A 16,745-nucleotide genomic window follows, 5' to 3' on the forward strand; every position below is an offset into this window, starting at 1 on the left:
ATGGATCAATCGGCAGAAGATGAATCCCACACAGCAAGCCAACCCCGAAAGGAGAAGCACCATGCAATCCCAAGCCTATAACGACAGCCGCATCGCCCTGACCACCCGCGCCCTGGATGCCAAGGCACAGAAGAACCTGTCGTGGCAGGATCTGGCCGACGGCACCGGCCTGAGCCTGGCCTACGTCACCGCCGCCCTCCTCGGCCAGCACCCGCTGCCAAAAGCCGCGGCCGAAGTGGTCGGCGACAAGCTTGAACTGAGCGCCGAAGACGTCGCCGCCCTGCAAATCATCCCGCTGCGCGGCAGCCTCGACGGTGTGCCGACCGACCCGACCATCTACCGCTTCCACGAGATGATCCAGATCTACGGCACCACCCTGAAGGCGCTGGTTCACGAGCAGTTCGGCGACGGCATCATCAGCGCGATCAACTTCAAGCTCGACATCAAGAAAGTCGAAGACCCTGAAGGCGGTTCCCGCGCCGTGGTCACCCTCGACGGCAAGTTCCTTCCACTGCGTCCGTTCTGATCCCTCCGGGCCCGTACACCGCGTGCGGGCCCATCCAAACCTGAATTGCCCTGTCGTCACCACACCTGTCTGGAGGCTGCCCCATGCAAAAAATTCTGTTGACCCTGACCCTGCTCGCCGGCCTTGCCGCCCAGGCCCAGGCTGATGAAGAGGCCGTCGCCTACCGCTACGGCATGTCTCTGGACATCGCTGAAGTCGTGAACATCACCCCGGTCGCCGACATCTGCGGCGTAGTGCCGGTCGAGATGACTTACCTCGACAGCCACGGCGCAAAACACATTCTTCAATACAGCGAATTCGGCACCGGCTGTTCGAACTGAGAGGACTACACCATGAAAAACCTGATCGAAGGCTTCCTGAAGTTCCAGAACGAGGCGTTTCCACAACGCACCGAACTGTTCAAACACCTGGCGACTACCCAAACTCCGGGTACGCTGTTTATCACTTGCTCCGACAGCCGGGTCGTCCCGGAACTGCTGACCCAGCAAGAGCCCGGCGAGTTGTTCGTGATCCGCAACGCCGGCAATATCGTGCCGTCCTACAGCCCGCATCCGGGCGGGGTCTCGGCAACGGTGGAATACGCGGTGGCCGTGCTCGGCGTGACCGACATCGTGATCTGCGGCCACTCCGATTGCGGCGCCATGACCGCCATCGCCCAGTGCAAATGCATGGATCACCTGCCCGCCGTCAGCGGCTGGCTGCAACACGCCGAGTCGGCGAAAGTGGTCAACGAATCGCGGCCACACGCCAATGACGCCGCCAAACTGAGTTCGATGGTGCGGGAAAACGTGATCGCGCAATTGGCGAACATCCAGACGCACCCGAGCGTGCGCCTGGCCCAGGAGAAAGGCCTGCTGAATCTGCATGGCTGGGTGTACGACATCGAGACCGGCTCGATCGACGCGCTGAGTGCCGACCGCCGTACCTTCGTCTCGCTGGCCGAGCAACCGTCGACGTGCGCGGTGTACGGTCAGGCAGTCGATGCGGCTTGAAAACACAACGCCGCGCCCGTCATTGCGACGGGCGCGGCGTTGTTCTGTTCAGCGTTTTACGCCCAGATCGATTTGCGTCATGCGGCTGCGGACGGTGAACACGCCGTCCCCCGAGAGGATCGCGCTGCGGGCAAACAACCGGCCGCTTTCCCAGTTCGAAAGCCCCAGTTCCGGCTTGTTCAGCGCGTACTGGCCATCGACCCAACGGGTGATCCCGTTGCCCACGAACGGCGCGTTGACCGCGCTGTAGAAACATTCCTGAACCGCTGGATCTTCGCTGATCAACGACACCGTGAATTGCGGGCTGTAGCGATTGAACAGCGCGATGGCCTGATCCAGATCGTCGACGATCATCAGGCTGGTTTCCGGGGTTTCTTCCCATTCCCACTCGCGGCCCAGTTGCGCTTCCGGCAGCGGCTCGGCCAATGCTTCGGTCTGGTAACCCCCGGCGCGATAGACCTCGACCGTCGCGTTCTGCCATTCGCCCGGCAGGTAGCTTTCGCTGCCTTCGACGATGTGCAATTTGCAGCCCTGACCGCGCGCGGTGCCGGCCTGCTGCAAGGCGTCGAGGAACAGCGGCACCAGCTCGGCGGCACGGTCGCGCTGGATCAGGCAGACGTTCAAGGTGTTGCAGACTTTGCGGTCCAGCGAGTTGCGTACCACCGCGGCGAAGCGTTTGGCGTCGGCATCGCGATCAGCAATCAGCCACGCGCCACCGGTGCCGTGCAGGCTGACGGCGGTGCCGGCCTGCTGGGCGATGCTGCCCAACTGGCTGACCGCACGGCCCGAACCACGGGCCACCGCCAGCGACAGACGCCGGTCGGCGAACATCGCCCAACCGGCGGCGTGGTTGACGCTCTCCACCAGCGACACCGCTCCCGCCGGCAGTCCGGCATCGGCCAGCGCCGGGTTCAGGGCATGAGTGACGATGGCTTGCGCGGTGCCCAGCGCATCGCTGCCAATGCGCAGTACGGCGGTGTTGCCGGTGCGCAGTACACCAGCAGCGTCGGCAAAGACGTTAGGCCGGCCTTCGAACACGAACGCGACGATGCCCAGCGGCGACACCACCTGCTCGACCTTCCAGCCGTCGTGATCGACGCTGCTGATCACCTTGCCGCGGGTGGCCGGCGCATCACGCCAGGCACGCAGACCGGCGATCATGTCGCGGCGCATCCGCTCGTCGGCGAGCAACCGGGTGGTGGAGCGACCACGCGCCTTGGCCCGTTCGATGTCGGCGAGGTTGGCGGTTTCGATCAGTGCCCAGGCGTCCGGGTTTTCCAGACGTTGGGCAAACAGATCGAAGAAGCGGCTGATGGCCTCATCCGGCACAGCGCACAACGCCGTAAACGCCGCTGCTGCACGCTCGATCGCCACCGATGCAGCCTGCTGATCCACCACCGGAATCAGCAACAGCTCCCCGCTCACCTGCTCCACCAACAGGTGGTCGCCGGGTCGGAAACGCTCGGCCAGTTCGGGGCTGACCACGGTGACGCGGTTACCGGCGAAAGGGATAGGCGTGCCAGCGACGAGACGTTCGAGCGCGAGAGACATGGAGCGGATTCACCATATTGAGGGCGGCCGGAAAATGTATAGGTTGGCCTCCCTCAAAGCAACACGGGCTCAGAATACCGACCAGCCAATCCGCGAGCTGAGCATTTCCAGCGCCGCCATCCCCGCCAGCGAATTGCCCGCCGCGTTCAGCTCCGGCGACCACACACACACCGTGAACTGCCCCGGCACCACCGCGACGATGCCGCCACCGACGCCGCTCTTGCCCGGCAGGCCGACGCGATAGGCGAAGTTGCCGGCCTCATCGTAGAGACCGCTGGTGGCCATGATCGAGTTGACTTGCTGGGTCTGGCGTCGGCTGAGGATCTGCTCGCCGCTGTGTTTGCAGAAACCGTCGTTGGCCAGGAAGCAGAACGCCCGGGCCAGGTCGATGCAGCTCATTCGCAACGCGCAGTGGCTGAAATAACTGCGCAACACCGCTTCAACGTCATTGTGGAAATTGCCGAAGGATTGCATCAGGTACGCCATCGCCGCGTTGCGCGCGCGGTGCTGGTATTCGGAATCGGCAACCTTGCCGTCGACCATCACCTGCGGGTTGCCCGACAGCCGCCGCACGAAGTCGCGCATCGACAAGGCCGGTGCGGCAAAGCGTGACTGGTTGATGTCGCAGATCACCAGCGCCCCGGCATTGATGAACGGATTGCGCGGACGACCGCGTTCGAACTCCAGCTGCACCAGCGAGTTGAACGGCTGGCCGGACGGCTCGTGGCCCAGGCGTTCCCAGATCGCCTCGCCGGAATGTTCGATGGCCTGCACCAGGCTGAACACCTTGGAAATACTCTGCACCGAGAACGGCGTCTCGGCATCGCCGGCGCAATACATCTCGCCGTCATTGCCATATACGGCGATGCCCAATTGATTGGCCGGCACAGTGCCGAGGGCGGGAATGTAGTCAGCCACCTTGCCCTGCCCGATCAGGGGCCGGACCGCGTCAAGGATCTCGTTCAACAGCGCTTGCATGCCGGGTCTCGAAGTCTCGCCCCATGGGATTGCGGGGACACGGTGGCTAGACGCTGCGCCCGGCAATCGAATCACAACGGCGCTGTGTATCGCAGTGTGTACGGCCCGACGCCCGACACATCCCGCGCACAAATCCGGCCCTTCGCGACACATCCGCGATACAGCCCGACGTTCAAATGAACCTGTCGATCGGCAGCCCCGATCAAGCCTTTGAACTCACCTATCGCATCGGAGATACACAATGACCAAGCTCTCGAAAACCTCCCTGACTCTGGGCCTGCTGCTTGCCGGCGGCTTGGCCCTGTCCAACGCGGCTTCGGCTTCAGACGCGTTCAGCGTCAAGCAACTGGATTACGGCTATAGCCAGACCCAGGCCAAGGCCGACTCGGCGGAAAAAACCTCGGAAGGCAAATGCGGCGAAGGCAAGTGCGGCGCCGGCGAATAAGCCTTTTCACGGGGTACACCAGTGCCCCGTTTTCCCCTTGAATGAATGGAGCCTTCCCATGACCACAGCTCTCTCGTCGGCCGTCAAAGGCCTGCACTGGAACCTCGACCGCGCCGGCCAGTGGCTCGCGCCGCTGACCTTGCGCCTGTTCATCGCCTGGGAGTTTTTCGAATCGGGGCTGGAGAAATTCAACGGCCAGAACTGGTTCGAAGACATTCAGGAGCGGTTCCCGTTCCCCTTCGACCACTTGCCCGCCACGCTGAACTGGGAGCTTTCGATGTGGGCCGAGCTGATCTGCGCACTGGCGATCCTGATCGGATTCGGCACGCGGATTTCGGCGATTTCGCTGATTGTCGTGACCGTCGTCGCCACCGCTGCCGTGCACTGGCCGGCAGACTGGTCTTCGCTGAGCGAACTAGCCCAGGGCTACGCGATCACCAACAAGGGCTACGGCAACTTCAAGCTGCCGGCGATTTATTTGGCTGCGCTGCTGCCACTGGTGTTTGCCGGGGCCGGCAAGTTGAGCGTGGATGCGTGGCTGGCGCGGTTTTTCTGGAAACGCGCCAGCCACTGAGGATCAATGCGCCCGGTCCAGCCCCGCCAGCAACGCACTGTCCCGGCTGTAGATGTCCGGCGCGTAGAGCACGCGACCCTGGCCATCGACCTGTGCCGTCCAGTAAGTCATGAGGATCGGCACGGGATTGCTCAGGCGGAATTCATGGGTGACGCCGGTGGCGAGCAAGGTGTCGGTGCGCGCCTTCTCCGCCGGGCTGAGCAGCAAATCGCGCAGCTTCATCGGATGCTCGACCCGTACGCAGCCGGAGCTGAACGCCCGTGGTCCCTTGTCGAACAGCGCTTTGCTCGGCGTGTCGTGCAGGTACACCGAGAACGGGTTGGGGAAACGAATGACCATTTGCCCCAGCGGGTTGCGCGGCCCGGCGTCCTGGCGCAGGAGGATGTTGCCGGGGTTGTCCCAGTCGATGTCGGCGGCGGCCAGCGGCTGGCCGTTGGCGTCGAGCACCTGCAGGTTCTGGCGGCTGAGGAACGTCTGGTCCTTGCGGATTTCCGGCAGTTTGTCTTCCTTCCAGATGGTCGGCGGCACGGTCCAGGTCGGGTTCAGGGTCAGGCGCGTGACCCGGGATTTGAGCAGCGGGGTCTGGCGTTCAGCGCGCCCGACCTGGGTGCGGGTCTGCCACACCGGCAGGCCACCCTGGTAAAGCGTCAGCTCGGCCGCGGCGACGTTGACCAGCAGACCGTCCGGCTCCATGTCCTGGGCCATCCAGCGGAAACGTTCAAGGTTGACCCGCAACTGTTCGCGGCGAGTCAGCGGACTGATGTTGAGTTCGGCAATCGTCCCCGGCCCCACCACCCCGTCGGCCTGCAACGAATGGTTGGCCTGAAAGCTCTTCACCGCCTCCACCAATACGCCGTGATAAGCGTTGTCCGGCGTGCCGGCCACGCTGTTCAGATAGCCTTCGCTGTACAGCCGGCGGGCCAGTTCCGGCACGCGTTTGTCTTCCATGTCCGGACGCAGCAAAGGACCGTTGCCCACCGACGTCCACTGCGGCAAGGCTTTCAGGCGCTGCGCGGCATACAGATGACGCAGATTCTGATATTGCGCCAGCTGCGGGCGGGCCAGATCGAAGGCGGCCGGAACGTTGTGCACGCCGGGTACGGCGATGGCGAGCAATTCGGCCTGCCGGTCGCGTGGCGTTTCGTCGGAATGCCACAGCGGTTCGAAGTGCGATTGCAGCAGGCGCCCGTAATGCAGATCCTGCAGGGCTTGCAGGTAGTAACGGCTGATCTCGATATCGGCGCACAGTTCGCCGTCCTGCGGGGCGGTGAGCGCTACCGGATAGCGTTTCGGGTTCAGGCCATCGTCGGCCAACAGCTGCAATTGCGCATGCAAGGCCGGCAATTGCCCGCCATCGGCCCACACCGGCAGCCAGTCCTGCTGCTGGTAGAACGCGCGCAACTGATCCAGCGCCGGGCCGTTGAGACTAGTGCCGATCGTCGGGCACGCCTGGGGCAGGCTGATCAGCGCAGCCTGCAACGGGCTCTGCGGTTCGATGGGCATTTCCGTCGGCACGGGCGGCAGCGTCGGGAGTCCCGGCAACGGCTCTTCGGCGCAAGCGACAAACGGCGCAGCGAGCAAACAAATGCTCAAGTAGCATGCGTACTTTTTGAACAACTGCTTTACTCCAATCCATGGCCGTCCTGATTGACGGTCAACCTTACCTCAGGTGCGGTGAACAGTCAGGCCCGATTCGCGGGCCTGCCGGGGACGACTGGACGTCAGGAGCCTAAGTGCCGAACAAGTAGCAAGTGGAGACTCACGTTAAATGTTGACGTTTTTGCGCCGACTTCTGCTGACTGCCACCGCCCTTGGCGTGCTGACCAGTCCAGCCTTTGCCGCCGGTACCTCTTCGCCGGTTCTGTACACCAGCCTCGCCCACGCCGCGCCGGAACTCAATCCCCAGGCGCTGAAAGGTGCCTTGAACGCCATGCAATGTGCGATCAACAACGGCGCGAAGCAGTCCCGTCACCTGGCGATCATCGACTATTCGCAGCCGTCCACCGAGCGCCGGTTGTGGATCTTCGACCTGACCCGGAAAAAACTGGTGCTGCGCGATCTGGTCGCCCACGGCTCGAACTCCGGGGAAAACTTCGCCACACGGTTCTCCAACCGTGAAGGCAGTTTCCAGTCCAGCCTCGGCCTGTTCCGCACCCAGGAAAGTTACCAGGGTACCCACGGTTACTCGCTGCGCATGGACGGTCTGGAGCCGGGCATCAACGATATGGCCCGTGACCGCGCCATCGTTATCCACGCCGCGGACTACGTGAACCCGTTCTGGAGCAAGCGTACAGGGCGTCTGGGCCGTAGCCAGGGTTGCCCGGCGGTGCGACCGCAGGTTGCCAAACGGGTGATCGACAGCCTGAAGAATGGCCAATTCATGTTCTCCTGGTACCCGGATCAGCAGTGGCTGAAATCCTCGCCGTACCTCAACTGCCAGCCACAACAGATCGCGAGCATTCTCAGCACTCACGCCAGCTGAATACTCTGTGGGAGTGCGCTGGCTCCCACAGGTTCGGTTTATTACAGATTTGTCATCGAGTTGTCGGTTTGCCGAGCGGATCGCCCGGTAGCTTGAAGTTGTCCCGGCCAGAACGCCGATCAACTTCAACGACTCGAGTGACCCATCATGAAAACCCTGATACTCGCTTTCACCGCCCTCCTCGCCACCGGTTCCGTGTTCGCCGCTGAAATGCCTGAACACACAGTCATTCACGACACCAACGGCTTCTACGTGCACCTGGATGTCGACAAAGTCCTCTCCAGCACCGATATTTCCCAGGCCTGCGGCGTGATCCCCGCGCAGCTCGACTACCTCGACCACCAGGGCCGTGAACATGTGCTGGACTACCAAGTGCAAGGCAGCGGCTGCACCAACGACCATTGAGGCGCAGTAGCCATGAATATCCTTGTTGTCGAAGACGAACCCAAGGCCGGCAATTATTTGCTCAACGGCTTGCAGGAACTGGGCTACAGCGTGAGCCTGGCCCGGGACGGCGCCGACGGTCTGCACCTGGCGCTGGAGTTCGACTTCGACGTGATCGTGCTGGACGTGATGATGCCGAAAATGGATGGCTGGGAAGTCCTGCGCCGGCTGCGTAAGGAAACCGACACCCCGGTGCTGTTTCTCACCGCCCGCGATGACATCGCCGACCGGGTCAAGGGGCTTGAACTGGGCGCTGACGACTACCTGATCAAGCCGTTTTCCTTCGCCGAACTGGTGGCGCGCCTGCGCACCCTGACCCGGCGCGGGCCGATCCATGAAGAAGAGCAATTGCAGGTGGCCGATCTGCAGATCGATGTGCTCAAGCGTCGGGTCACCCGGGCCGGCAACCGGATCACCCTGACCAACAAGGAATTCGCCCTGCTGCAACTGTTTGCCGCCCACACCGGGCAAGTGCTGTCGCGTTCGCTGATCGCCTCGCGGGTGTGGGACATGAATTTCGACAGTGACACCAATGTGGTCGATGTCGCCGTGCGCCGCCTGCGGGCGAAGATCGACGATCCGTTCCCGCTCAAGCTGATCCACAGCGTGCGCGGCATCGGCTACCGCTTCGATACCCAACCATGAAAATCGCCGGCACGTATTCCCTGACCTTGCGTCTGGCGCTGGTCTTCGCCGTGCTCGCCTTTGCCGCGCTGGGAGGCCTGGGCGCGGCGCTGTACAACCAACTGGAAGCAGCTCTGATTCGCCGCGATGACATCCAGTTGGTCAGTCGCGTCGATCAGTTGCGCACCTTCCTCAACGACAGCAACACCCTGGAACTGATCAAGAACAAGCCGGCGCTGTTTCAGAACATGCTCGGCAACCGCGAAGCCTTGCTGACCATCGGCGCACCCGGCCAGCCGCCGTTGCTGGTGGTCAACCCCGGCAACCTCGCCACCCCGAACTTGCCCGCCGTACCGATCGATCATCCGATGGCCCTGAGCGATGTACAGCACTTGCCGAGCGTCGACGGTGTGCCGTTTTCGGCGGTGGCGGCGACCATCGACTCGGGCGATCTGGGCAACCTGCAGGTGCTCACCGGACGCCTGATGACCGAGCGCACGGCGATGCTCGCCAATTACCGGCTCAGCGTGTACGGCCTCGCGTCATTAGCCGCGATTGTGCTGGCGCTGGTCGGCTGTCTGCTGGTGTATCGCGGCCTGCTGCCGTTGCGGCGGATGGCCCGGCATGCCCACGGGATCGGCATCGCCAACCTTGGCGAACGCCTCGACCGCCAAGGCACGCCTCGTGAATTGCAGCCGATGATCGAAGCCTTCAACGCGATGCTGGACCGGCTCGATCGAGGGGTTGCGCAACTGAGCCAGGTCTCCACCGACATGGCCCACGAACTGCGCACGCCGATCAACAACCTGCTCGGGGAAACACAGGTCGCCCTGCAACAGAACCGCAGCGTCGACGCCTACCAGCAGTTGCTCGCCTCCAACGTCGAAGAACTCGAACGGCTGGCGCGGATGCTCGACAACATGCTGTTTCTCGCCCGCACCGACCCGGCCAGCGCGCTGAGTCAGCGGCAGGAGCTGGACGCCAGCGATGAGATGCAACGCATTGCCGATTACTTCGAAGGGCTGGCGGCGGACGTCGGTGTCACCATCGAGGCCAGTGGCAGCGGCGTGATCTGGGCCGAGCCGATGCTGCTGCGGCGGGCCCTGGCCAATCTGTGCGCCAACGCGATCAAGTACGGCGCGGCGGATTCGACGTTGCAGGTCGAAGCCATCGCTGAAACGGACGGCAGCTATCTGCGGGTGCGCAACCAGGGCACGACCATTCCTGCCGAACACCTGTCGCGACTGTTCGAACGCTTCTACCGCGTCGATCCGTCACGCGAGCGCTCGGCCCAGTCCAACGGCTTGGGCCTGTCGATTGTCGCGACCATCATGCAGTTGCATCAGGGCCGTTACAGCGTCAGCAGCGCTGATGGCATCACCTGCTTTGAACTGTTCTTTCCGGCACGGGAGACGCGAGACGCAGGTGCGTGAAGGCGCCGAGCGCAGACGCCGCGAACATCAACGCCGTAGCCACACCGAAGGTCATGTGCAAGCCGCCTGCGATGACCGCGGCCGGCGCCTCAGTCGGATCGTCCGTGGCCAGTGCAAACACCGCGCCCATCGCCGCCGCCCCGGTGATCAAGCCCAGATTGCGCGACAGCCCGAGCATGGCCGAGACCACACCGCGCTGATCCTGAGCAACGCCGGACATCAACCCGCTGTTGTTGGCGGCCTGGAACAGCGCGTAACTCAAGGCCACCACCGTGATCGGCAGCACGTATGCAAGCACTCCGAAACTCACCGGAAACAGCGCCAAGAGACCACACCCGCAAGCCAGGCCGAACAACGCACCCGGCACCATCCGCCGCGCGCCGAAACGATCCACCAGCCGCCCGGCCGGCACGCCGCTGAATGCCGCCAGCAACGGCCCGATCGACAACGCCAGACCGACCTGAGTGCTGGAAAGACCCAAACCTCGACTCAGGTAAAACGGCACGACCACCAGCGTGGTCATCATCACCGTCGTGACCAGCAAGGTCAGCGCCAGACTGCTGCTGATTCGCGTGTCGGTGAACAAAGAGAGGTGAATCAGCGGCGCCTTGCTCCGTTTCTCGACCAGGATGAACAACCCCACGCCCAACAGGCTGAGCAACAGCAACGTCGGGGTGAATCCATCAACCGTCATCGCCAGTGCATAGGCCGCCAGCGTCAGCATCAATACGGCGGTGCCGGGATAATCAAATGCAACACCCGAGCGCACGCTACGATCCTTCGGCAGATAGCGATACACCAGCCACGCATTGAGCAATCCCAACGGCACGTTGATCACAAAAACCGACTGCCAGCCGACATGCGCCATCAACAGCCCACCGAGCGACGGCCCGAGGGTGGTGCCGGTGGCCGACATCGTGGCCAGCAACCCCATCGCACTGCCGGCCCGGGATTTGGGCACCGCATCGGCCACCAGCGCCACCGTCAGCGCAAACATGATTGCCGCGCCAAGCCCTTGCACCGCCCGCGCACCGATCAGCCAGGCGAGGCTCGGCGCCAGTGCGCAGACCAGCGAAGCGGCGGTAAAAATGCCGATGCCGATCAACAACAAGCGCCGCCGACCGAAGCCGTCACCCAACCGCCCGACGCTGACAATCAAGGTAGTGACCGCCAGCAGGTAGGCCAGCACGATCCATTGCACCTGTTGAAACGTCGCATCGAATGCCGCCGCCAGCGTGGGCAATCCGGCGTTGGCGATGCTGGTATCCAGCGACGGCATGAGCATCGACAGCGCCAGACTGATCAGCGCCCAGCGGGCTGAAGGGCTCAGGGGTTCTCGGTGCATGGGGGGCTCACAGGGCAAAGGTCATGCGACATAGCCTGAGCCTCGACAATACAAGGCGCAAGACGCATGCTTTGCACTTGATACCTGCATGGAACGCCATGTCATGAATGCACCGGATCTGAACCTGTTGATCACCCTCGACGTGCTCCTGAGCGAAGGCAGCGTCGCCCGCGCCGCCGAACGCCTGCGTCTGAGCCCTTCCGCCATGAGCCGCGCATTGGCCCGGCTGCGGGAAACCACCGGCGATCCGCTGCTGGTGCGTGCCGGTCGTGGGCTGGTGCCGACCCCGCGTGCGCTGGAGCTGCGCGACCGGGTCAGTTATCTGGTGCAGGAAGCCGAAGCGGTTTTGCGCCCGGCAGAAGTGCTCGATCCCGGCCAGTTGCGGCGCACCTTCACCCTGCGCAACACCGACGGGTTCGTCGAAACCTTCGCCGCCGCCCTGCTCGCCCGCATCGCCGAAGAGGCCCCCGGCGTGCGCCTGCGCTTTGTGCAAAAGGCTGACAAGGACAGCACGCTGCTGCGCGTAGGCCGGGTGGATCTGGAAACCGGCGTGGTCGACGACAGCACCGACCCGACGCTGCACAGTCGCATCCTGTTCCGCGATCAGTGGATCGGAGTGGTGCGTGAAGGACATCCGCTGAGCAGCGGCAAGGTCAGCGCCAAACGCTTTGCTGCAGGCCAGCACATTCTGGTGTCACGGCGCGGGCGCAGCAGCGGACCGGTGGACGAGGCATTGCTCGCCTTCGGGCTGACGCGGGATATCGTCACCTCGTTCGGGGGATTTTCGGCGGCGCTGACGCTGGTCCGTGAATCGGACCTGATCGCCACCGTTCCGGAACGTCACACCAGCAAACTGCGCACGGGCCTGCACAGCTTCGCCCTGCCCTTGCGCATGCCGGATATCAGCGTGTCGATGCTTTGGCACCCGCGCATGGACGCCGACCCGGCGCATCGCTGGTTGCGCAATTGCGTGCGCGAAGTCTGCGCCTAACGCGCATCCCCGCCCGCGGGTTTGTAGAACAGGAATTTCCTGGTCTCGGCGGTTTTTCTGTATTCCTTGGCCCAGCTCGGATGTACGTTGCGGTCGTGGAAGTACAGCGCGCCGTGAGTGCGATCGGTGAGCTGACGGTTCAGCGCCTTGCCGGCGATTTCCTTGGCCAGCGCGTATTCGGCATCTTCCTTGACCTGATCCGGACGCCCGTCGCACCACCAGGAAAACTGGCAACTCTTGCTTTCCGAGCCCTGCTTGACCACCTCGCACACCGTGCCTGGAAAGCCGTCATGCCCGAGGCGATTCATCACTACACTGGCCACGCCTTCCATGTCGGCATTGTCCTTGCCCTTGGCTTCCCAATAGATACTGCGCGCCAGGCAGGTAATCGGATCGTCCAGCGGTGCGGCGCCTGCGGGGTCGACCGCCTGTGCTTCGGTCGGGGTGATGGCTTCGGATTTGGGTGCCGGAGGTGCGTCGGGTTTGTCGGCGGCCTTCTCTTCCAGAACCTCGGCTTTCGCCTCGGCCTTTTCCTTGATCGGCGCCTGATCGGTGGCCAGCGCAGCACCGCTCAGCAGGGTCAACGCAAGACAGCAAAGCAACCCGTTCAATCCCATGATCATTCTTCCGGCAGGGCCCGATGCGGGCGAAGTGTTACGTGGTTGAGACGCCCGGTTTCCGGGGTCTTCGCAGAGTGTAGACGGCAAATTGCACGGAATCGTTCGGCAGAAAAATCCGCGTTGTGAAGAAAAAGACATTGCACGAACCGGGGCCCTTTCGCGCATGATGTGCGCACTCAGCCCAAGGGAGATTTCCATGCGCTTCATGCCATCCGTTCTGCGACTCGCCGCGTTGTCCGTGGGCCTGGCGCTGGCCACTTCGGCCATGGCCACCGATGAGTCGCAATTGATCGAATCGATCAACAGCTACCGCAGCCAGCCGCAGCGTTGTGGCAGCCAGGCGTCCAGCGAATTGCCGCCGCTGTCGGCCGATCCGCGCCTGATTCTGCCGGCCAGCGGCGTGGTGGATTTGCAGCAGGCGATGTCCAGCGCTCGCTACCCGATGGTCAACGTGCAGGCGATCACCCTGAACGGGCCACGGGATGCGGCGTCGGCGATGAAGGCGATTCAGGAAAGCTTCTGTCAGGTGGTGCTGGATCCGCAGTTCGTCGATATCGGCGTCAGCCGCGCTGATCGTGACTGGCGCATCACCCTCGCCCGGCCACTGCTGTCGGCCCGCCTCGGCGACGGTCAGGCGGAAGGCCAGAAACTCCTCGAACAACTCAATGCCGCCCGCGCCCAACCGCGCCAGTGCGGCGGTCAGGCATTCGCAGCGACTGCGCCGCTGGCGTGGAACGCGGTGCTCGGCGGCGTTGCCCAGGAACACAGCCGCGAGATGGCCAACAACAATTATTTCGACCACAAGGACCGCAACGGCGGTACTCCCGGCGACCGCGCAGAACTGGCCGGTTACAGCGGTCAGCAGGTCGGCGAGAACATCGCCGCCGGGCAGGACACGGTGCAGAAAGTCGTTGCCGGCTGGCTCGCCAGCCCCGGCCATTGCGCCAACCTGATGAACCCGCAGTACCGCGAGCTCGGCGCTGCTTACGCAGTCGATCCGAAGAGCAGTGCCGGTATTTACTGGACGGCGATGTTTGGCGGGGAATAGACCTCAAGGCAGTTCCTCCCCCCCAAAGGAGGAAGTACATCGCAGGCAATAAAAAACCGGAGCCAAGCTCCGGTTTTTTTATGGTCAGTGGGTTCTCATCCCCGCCGCATACATCGCCAGTTTCAACAGGCTCGCCACCACCGCCAACGACACCACGCTGCCGGACCAGATCAGCAACAGCCAGCCCAGGCGCTTGTACCAGCGACTTTTCACTTCACGCATCTCAATGGTAGCCATCGCCAATCCTCACTTTGCCGCGGAACACGTAGTAGCTCCAGAAGGTGTACATCAGGATCACCGGCAGGATGAACAGCGCACCGATCAAGGCAAACAGCTGACTGGTGGCCGGTGAAGCTGCCGCCCACAGGCTGACCGATGGCGGGATGATGTTCGGCCAGATGCTCAGCGCCAAACCGATGTAGCCAAGGAACATCAGCACCAGCGTGAACACGAACGGCCAGTGGGTGTGCCGCTGACGCAACGAACGCAGCAGCCCGAACAGCGACAATGCCGCCAGCACCACCAGCCCCGCGAACACGGTCAGGTGTGCATGATTGAACCAGCGACTGGCCAGTTCCGGATGCAGTTGCAACGTCCACGCGCCGATCACTACGACCATCGCCAGCAACAGCCAGGCCAGCGGACGGCTGTAGTGACGCATCCGCGACTCGAGCATGCCTTCGGTCTTGACCAGCAGCCAGGTACTGCCGAGCAAGGCGTAAGCAATCACCAGACCGACGCCGCAGACCAGCGGGAACGGCGCCAGCCAGTCGAGACCGCCACCGGCAAACTGCCGATCCACCACCGGAACTCCCGACACATACGCGCCGATCACCACGCCCTGGGAGAACGTCGCCAGCAGCGAACCGCCGATGAACGCCCAGTCCCACAGATGACGTTTTTCAGCCGGCGCCTTGAAGCGAAACTCGAACGCCACCCCACGGAAAATCAACCCCGCGAGCATGAAGATCAGCGGCAGATACAGCGCCTCCAGAATCACCCCGTAAGCCAGCGGAAACGCGCCGTACAACGCCGCGCCGCCGAGCACCAGCCAGGTTTCGTTGCCGTCCCACACCGGTGCGACGGTGTTCATCATCACGTCGCGTTCCTGCTCGTCGCTGATCATCGGGAACAGGATCCCGAGGCCCAGATCGAAGCCGTCCATGATCACGTACATCATCACCCCGAAGGCAATGATCACGCCCCAGATCAACGAGAGATCGATACCTTGAATACCCATGACTCAACACTCCTTTTTCAGTGGATCCGGGTCGCGGATTCGAGGTTGTCGGTGACCGCCGAAAGTGGCCGGCGCGGGGTCTGCACCTGAGTGCCTTCGGGCGGATGTTCGTGGTGCGGCTGCGGGCCCTTGCTCACCAGTTTCATCATGTAGCCGATGCCCACGGTGAACACCGAGCAGTAGATGACGACGAACAGCGCCAGCGACGTGCTCATCTGCGCCACCGAGTGATGGGACGCCGCGTCATGAGTGCGCATCAGGCCGTACACCACCCACGGCTGGCGCCCGACTTCAGTGGTGATCCAACCGGCCAGCAGCGCGATCAGACCGCTCGGCCCCATCAGCAGCACCAGCCGCTGGAAGCCGCGATGACGGTAGACCTTGCCGTTGCGCCGCAACGCCAGACCCACCACACCGACGAGGATCATCAACATCCCCAGCCCGGCCATCACGCGGAAGCTCCAGAAAATCACGGTCGAGTTCGGCCGGTCTTCTTTCGGGAAGCTCTTGAGCGCCGGGATCTGCTTGTCGAGGCTGTGGGTGAGGATCAGGCTGCCGAGGTACGGAATCTCGATCGCATACTTGGTCTTTTCCGCCTGCATGTCGGGGATGCCGAACAGCACCAACGGGGTCGGCCCGTTGTCGGCGTTTTCCCAGTGGCCCTCGATGGCGGCGATTTTTGCCGGTTGGTGTTCCAGGGTGTTCAAGCCATGGGCGTCACCGACCACCGCCTGGATCGGCGCCACGATCAGCGCCATCCACAGCGCCATGGAAAACATCTTGCGCACCGGTTTGCTGTCGTTGCCGCGCAGCAAATGCCAGGCCGCCGAAGCGCCGACGAAGAACGCCGTGGCGACGAACGCAGCAATCGCCATGTGCGCCAGACGGAACGGGAACGACGGGTTGAACACGATCGCCAGCCAGTCGACCGGCATCACCCGGCCGTCGACGATTTCGAAACCCTGTGGGGTCTGCATCCAGCTGTTGGAGGCAAGAATCCAGAAGGTCGAAATCAGCGTGCCGATGGCGACCATCACCGTGGCGAAGAAGTGCAAGCCACGGCCGACGCGGTTCCAGCCGAACAGCATCACCCCGAGAAAACCGGCCTCGAGGAAGAACGCGGTCAGCACTTCATAGGTCAGCAACGGCCCGGTGACGCTGCCGGCGAAGTCGGAAAACCCGCTCCAGTTGGTGCCGAACTGGTACGCCATGACCAGCCCCGACACCACGCCCATGCCGAAGTTGACGGCGAAGATCTTTGACCAGAAGTGGTAAAGATCGCGGTAAGTGTCGTTACGGGTTTTCAGCCACAGGCCTTCGAGCACCGCCAGGAAACTCGCCAGGCCAATGGTGATCGCCGGGAAAATGATGTGGAACGAAACCGTGAACGCGAATTGAATTCGCGCCAGGTCCAGTGCCTCCAGGTTGAACATGATGATGTCCTCATCAGGG

At 63.1% G+C, this 16,745-nt stretch carries 19 protein-coding genes; 11 read left to right on the plus strand and 8 right to left on the minus strand.

The window, feature by feature from the left end:
- The first annotated feature begins 61 nt into the window (after positions 1-61).
- The 3 genes from cynS to ACODTD_RS08105 all read left to right on the plus strand — a co-directional run bounded on the left by cynS (position 62) and on the right by ACODTD_RS08105 (position 1,518).
- Entirely contained in the window at positions 62-526 is a 465-nt protein-coding gene (cynS, locus tag ACODTD_RS08095) for a cyanase (protein WP_011334741.1), read from the plus strand.
- 83 nt (positions 527-609) lie between these two features.
- Positions 610-846, plus strand: coding sequence for a DUF2790 domain-containing protein (locus tag ACODTD_RS08100; protein WP_011334742.1), 237 nt, complete (start codon positions 610-612; stop codon positions 844-846).
- A 12-nt stretch (positions 847-858) separates the two neighbouring features.
- Entirely contained in the window at positions 859-1,518 is a 660-nt protein-coding gene (locus ACODTD_RS08105) for a carbonic anhydrase (protein WP_007950573.1), read from the plus strand.
- 48 nt (positions 1,519-1,566) lie between these two features.
- Here the strand turns inward: ACODTD_RS08105 and ACODTD_RS08110 are convergent, their stop codons facing one another.
- Both ACODTD_RS08110 and glsB read right to left on the minus strand, forming a co-directional pair.
- Complete coding sequence (locus tag ACODTD_RS08110; RefSeq protein WP_489104708.1) at positions 1,567-3,069, minus strand: aldehyde dehydrogenase family protein; 1,503 nt, start codon at positions 3,067-3,069, stop codon at positions 1,567-1,569.
- Between the two features lie 69 nt (positions 3,070-3,138).
- Positions 3,139-4,047, minus strand: a complete 909-nt coding sequence (gene glsB / locus ACODTD_RS08115; protein ID WP_085648356.1) for a glutaminase B — start codon at positions 4,045-4,047, stop codon at positions 3,139-3,141.
- A gap of 241 nt (positions 4,048-4,288) precedes the next feature.
- Here glsB and ACODTD_RS08120 point away from each other — a divergent pair, with 241 nt between their 5' ends.
- Both ACODTD_RS08120 and ACODTD_RS08125 read left to right on the plus strand, forming a co-directional pair.
- Positions 4,289-4,492, plus strand: coding sequence for an HvfA family oxazolone/thioamide-modified RiPP metallophore (locus tag ACODTD_RS08120; RefSeq protein ID WP_489104709.1), 204 nt, complete (start codon positions 4,289-4,291; stop codon positions 4,490-4,492).
- Positions 4,493-4,550: 58 nt separating this feature from the next.
- Positions 4,551-5,066, plus strand: a complete 516-nt coding sequence (locus tag ACODTD_RS08125) for an HvfX family Cu-binding RiPP maturation protein (protein WP_285358297.1) — start codon at positions 4,551-4,553, stop codon at positions 5,064-5,066.
- Positions 5,067-5,069: 3 nt separating this feature from the next.
- On the opposite strand, the gene ACODTD_RS08130 is transcribed toward ACODTD_RS08125, so the two are convergent.
- Complete coding sequence (locus tag ACODTD_RS08130) at positions 5,070-6,683, minus strand: L,D-transpeptidase family protein (protein ID WP_489104710.1); 1,614 nt, start codon at positions 6,681-6,683, stop codon at positions 5,070-5,072.
- 151 nt (positions 6,684-6,834) lie between these two features.
- Here ACODTD_RS08130 and ACODTD_RS08135 point away from each other — a divergent pair, with 151 nt between their 5' ends.
- From ACODTD_RS08135 to ACODTD_RS08150, 4 genes are all read left to right on the plus strand, one after another.
- Positions 6,835-7,548 carry a murein L,D-transpeptidase catalytic domain family protein gene (locus ACODTD_RS08135; RefSeq protein ID WP_011334749.1) on the plus strand — a complete coding sequence of 238 codons (714 nt, stop codon included), beginning with the start codon at positions 6,835-6,837 and terminating at the stop codon, positions 7,546-7,548.
- A 147-nt stretch (positions 7,549-7,695) separates the two neighbouring features.
- Positions 7,696-7,953 (plus strand): DUF2790 domain-containing protein, encoded by a 258-nt coding sequence (locus tag ACODTD_RS08140; protein ID WP_011334750.1) that lies wholly within the window; start codon positions 7,696-7,698, stop codon positions 7,951-7,953.
- A gap of 12 nt (positions 7,954-7,965) precedes the next feature.
- Positions 7,966-8,637 (plus strand): heavy metal response regulator transcription factor, encoded by a 672-nt coding sequence (locus tag ACODTD_RS08145; RefSeq protein ID WP_011334751.1) that lies wholly within the window; start codon positions 7,966-7,968, stop codon positions 8,635-8,637.
- Complete coding sequence (locus tag ACODTD_RS08150; RefSeq protein ID WP_011334752.1) at positions 8,634-10,049, plus strand: heavy metal sensor histidine kinase; 1,416 nt, start codon at positions 8,634-8,636, stop codon at positions 10,047-10,049. Before ACODTD_RS08145 ends, ACODTD_RS08150 begins: the two co-directional genes overlap by 4 nt.
- On the opposite strand, the gene ACODTD_RS08155 is transcribed toward ACODTD_RS08150, so the two are convergent.
- Positions 9,994-11,394 (minus strand): MFS transporter, encoded by a 1,401-nt coding sequence (locus ACODTD_RS08155; protein WP_489104711.1) that lies wholly within the window; start codon positions 11,392-11,394, stop codon positions 9,994-9,996. The two genes, ACODTD_RS08150 and ACODTD_RS08155, sit on opposite strands and share 56 nt — an antisense overlap.
- Positions 11,395-11,497: 103 nt before the next feature.
- Here ACODTD_RS08155 and ACODTD_RS08160 point away from each other — a divergent pair, with 103 nt between their 5' ends.
- Complete coding sequence (locus tag ACODTD_RS08160) at positions 11,498-12,385, plus strand: LysR family transcriptional regulator (RefSeq protein ID WP_011334754.1); 888 nt, start codon at positions 11,498-11,500, stop codon at positions 12,383-12,385.
- On the opposite strand, the gene ACODTD_RS08165 is transcribed toward ACODTD_RS08160, so the two are convergent.
- Positions 12,382-13,002, minus strand: coding sequence for a cell wall hydrolase (locus ACODTD_RS08165; protein WP_041475326.1), 621 nt, complete (start codon positions 13,000-13,002; stop codon positions 12,382-12,384). The genes ACODTD_RS08160 and ACODTD_RS08165 overlap by 4 nt on opposite strands.
- A gap of 199 nt (positions 13,003-13,201) precedes the next feature.
- Between ACODTD_RS08165 and ACODTD_RS08170 the strand changes: the two genes are divergently transcribed.
- Positions 13,202-14,053 (plus strand): CAP domain-containing protein, encoded by an 852-nt coding sequence (locus tag ACODTD_RS08170; RefSeq protein ID WP_064379534.1) that lies wholly within the window; start codon positions 13,202-13,204, stop codon positions 14,051-14,053.
- Between the two features lie 84 nt (positions 14,054-14,137).
- Here the strand turns inward: ACODTD_RS08170 and ACODTD_RS08175 are convergent, their stop codons facing one another.
- Genes ACODTD_RS08175 through ACODTD_RS08185 form a run of 3 tightly spaced genes read right to left on the minus strand, consistent with a single transcriptional unit; the run spans position 14,138 to position 16,726 of the window.
- Positions 14,138-14,290: a DUF2474 domain-containing protein gene (locus ACODTD_RS08175; protein WP_074688757.1), complete on the minus strand. Its 153-nt coding sequence runs from the start codon at positions 14,288-14,290 to the stop codon at positions 14,138-14,140.
- Positions 14,277-15,293, minus strand: coding sequence for a cytochrome d ubiquinol oxidase subunit II (gene cydB / locus ACODTD_RS08180; RefSeq protein ID WP_489104712.1), 1,017 nt, complete (start codon positions 15,291-15,293; stop codon positions 14,277-14,279). Before cydB ends, ACODTD_RS08175 begins: the two co-directional genes overlap by 14 nt.
- A gap of 17 nt (positions 15,294-15,310) precedes the next feature.
- Complete coding sequence (locus ACODTD_RS08185; RefSeq protein ID WP_489104713.1) at positions 15,311-16,726, minus strand: cytochrome ubiquinol oxidase subunit I; 1,416 nt, start codon at positions 16,724-16,726, stop codon at positions 15,311-15,313.
- Positions 16,727-16,745: the final 19 nt, after the last annotated feature.

Source organism: Pseudomonas sp. FG35, from assembly GCF_057809295.1.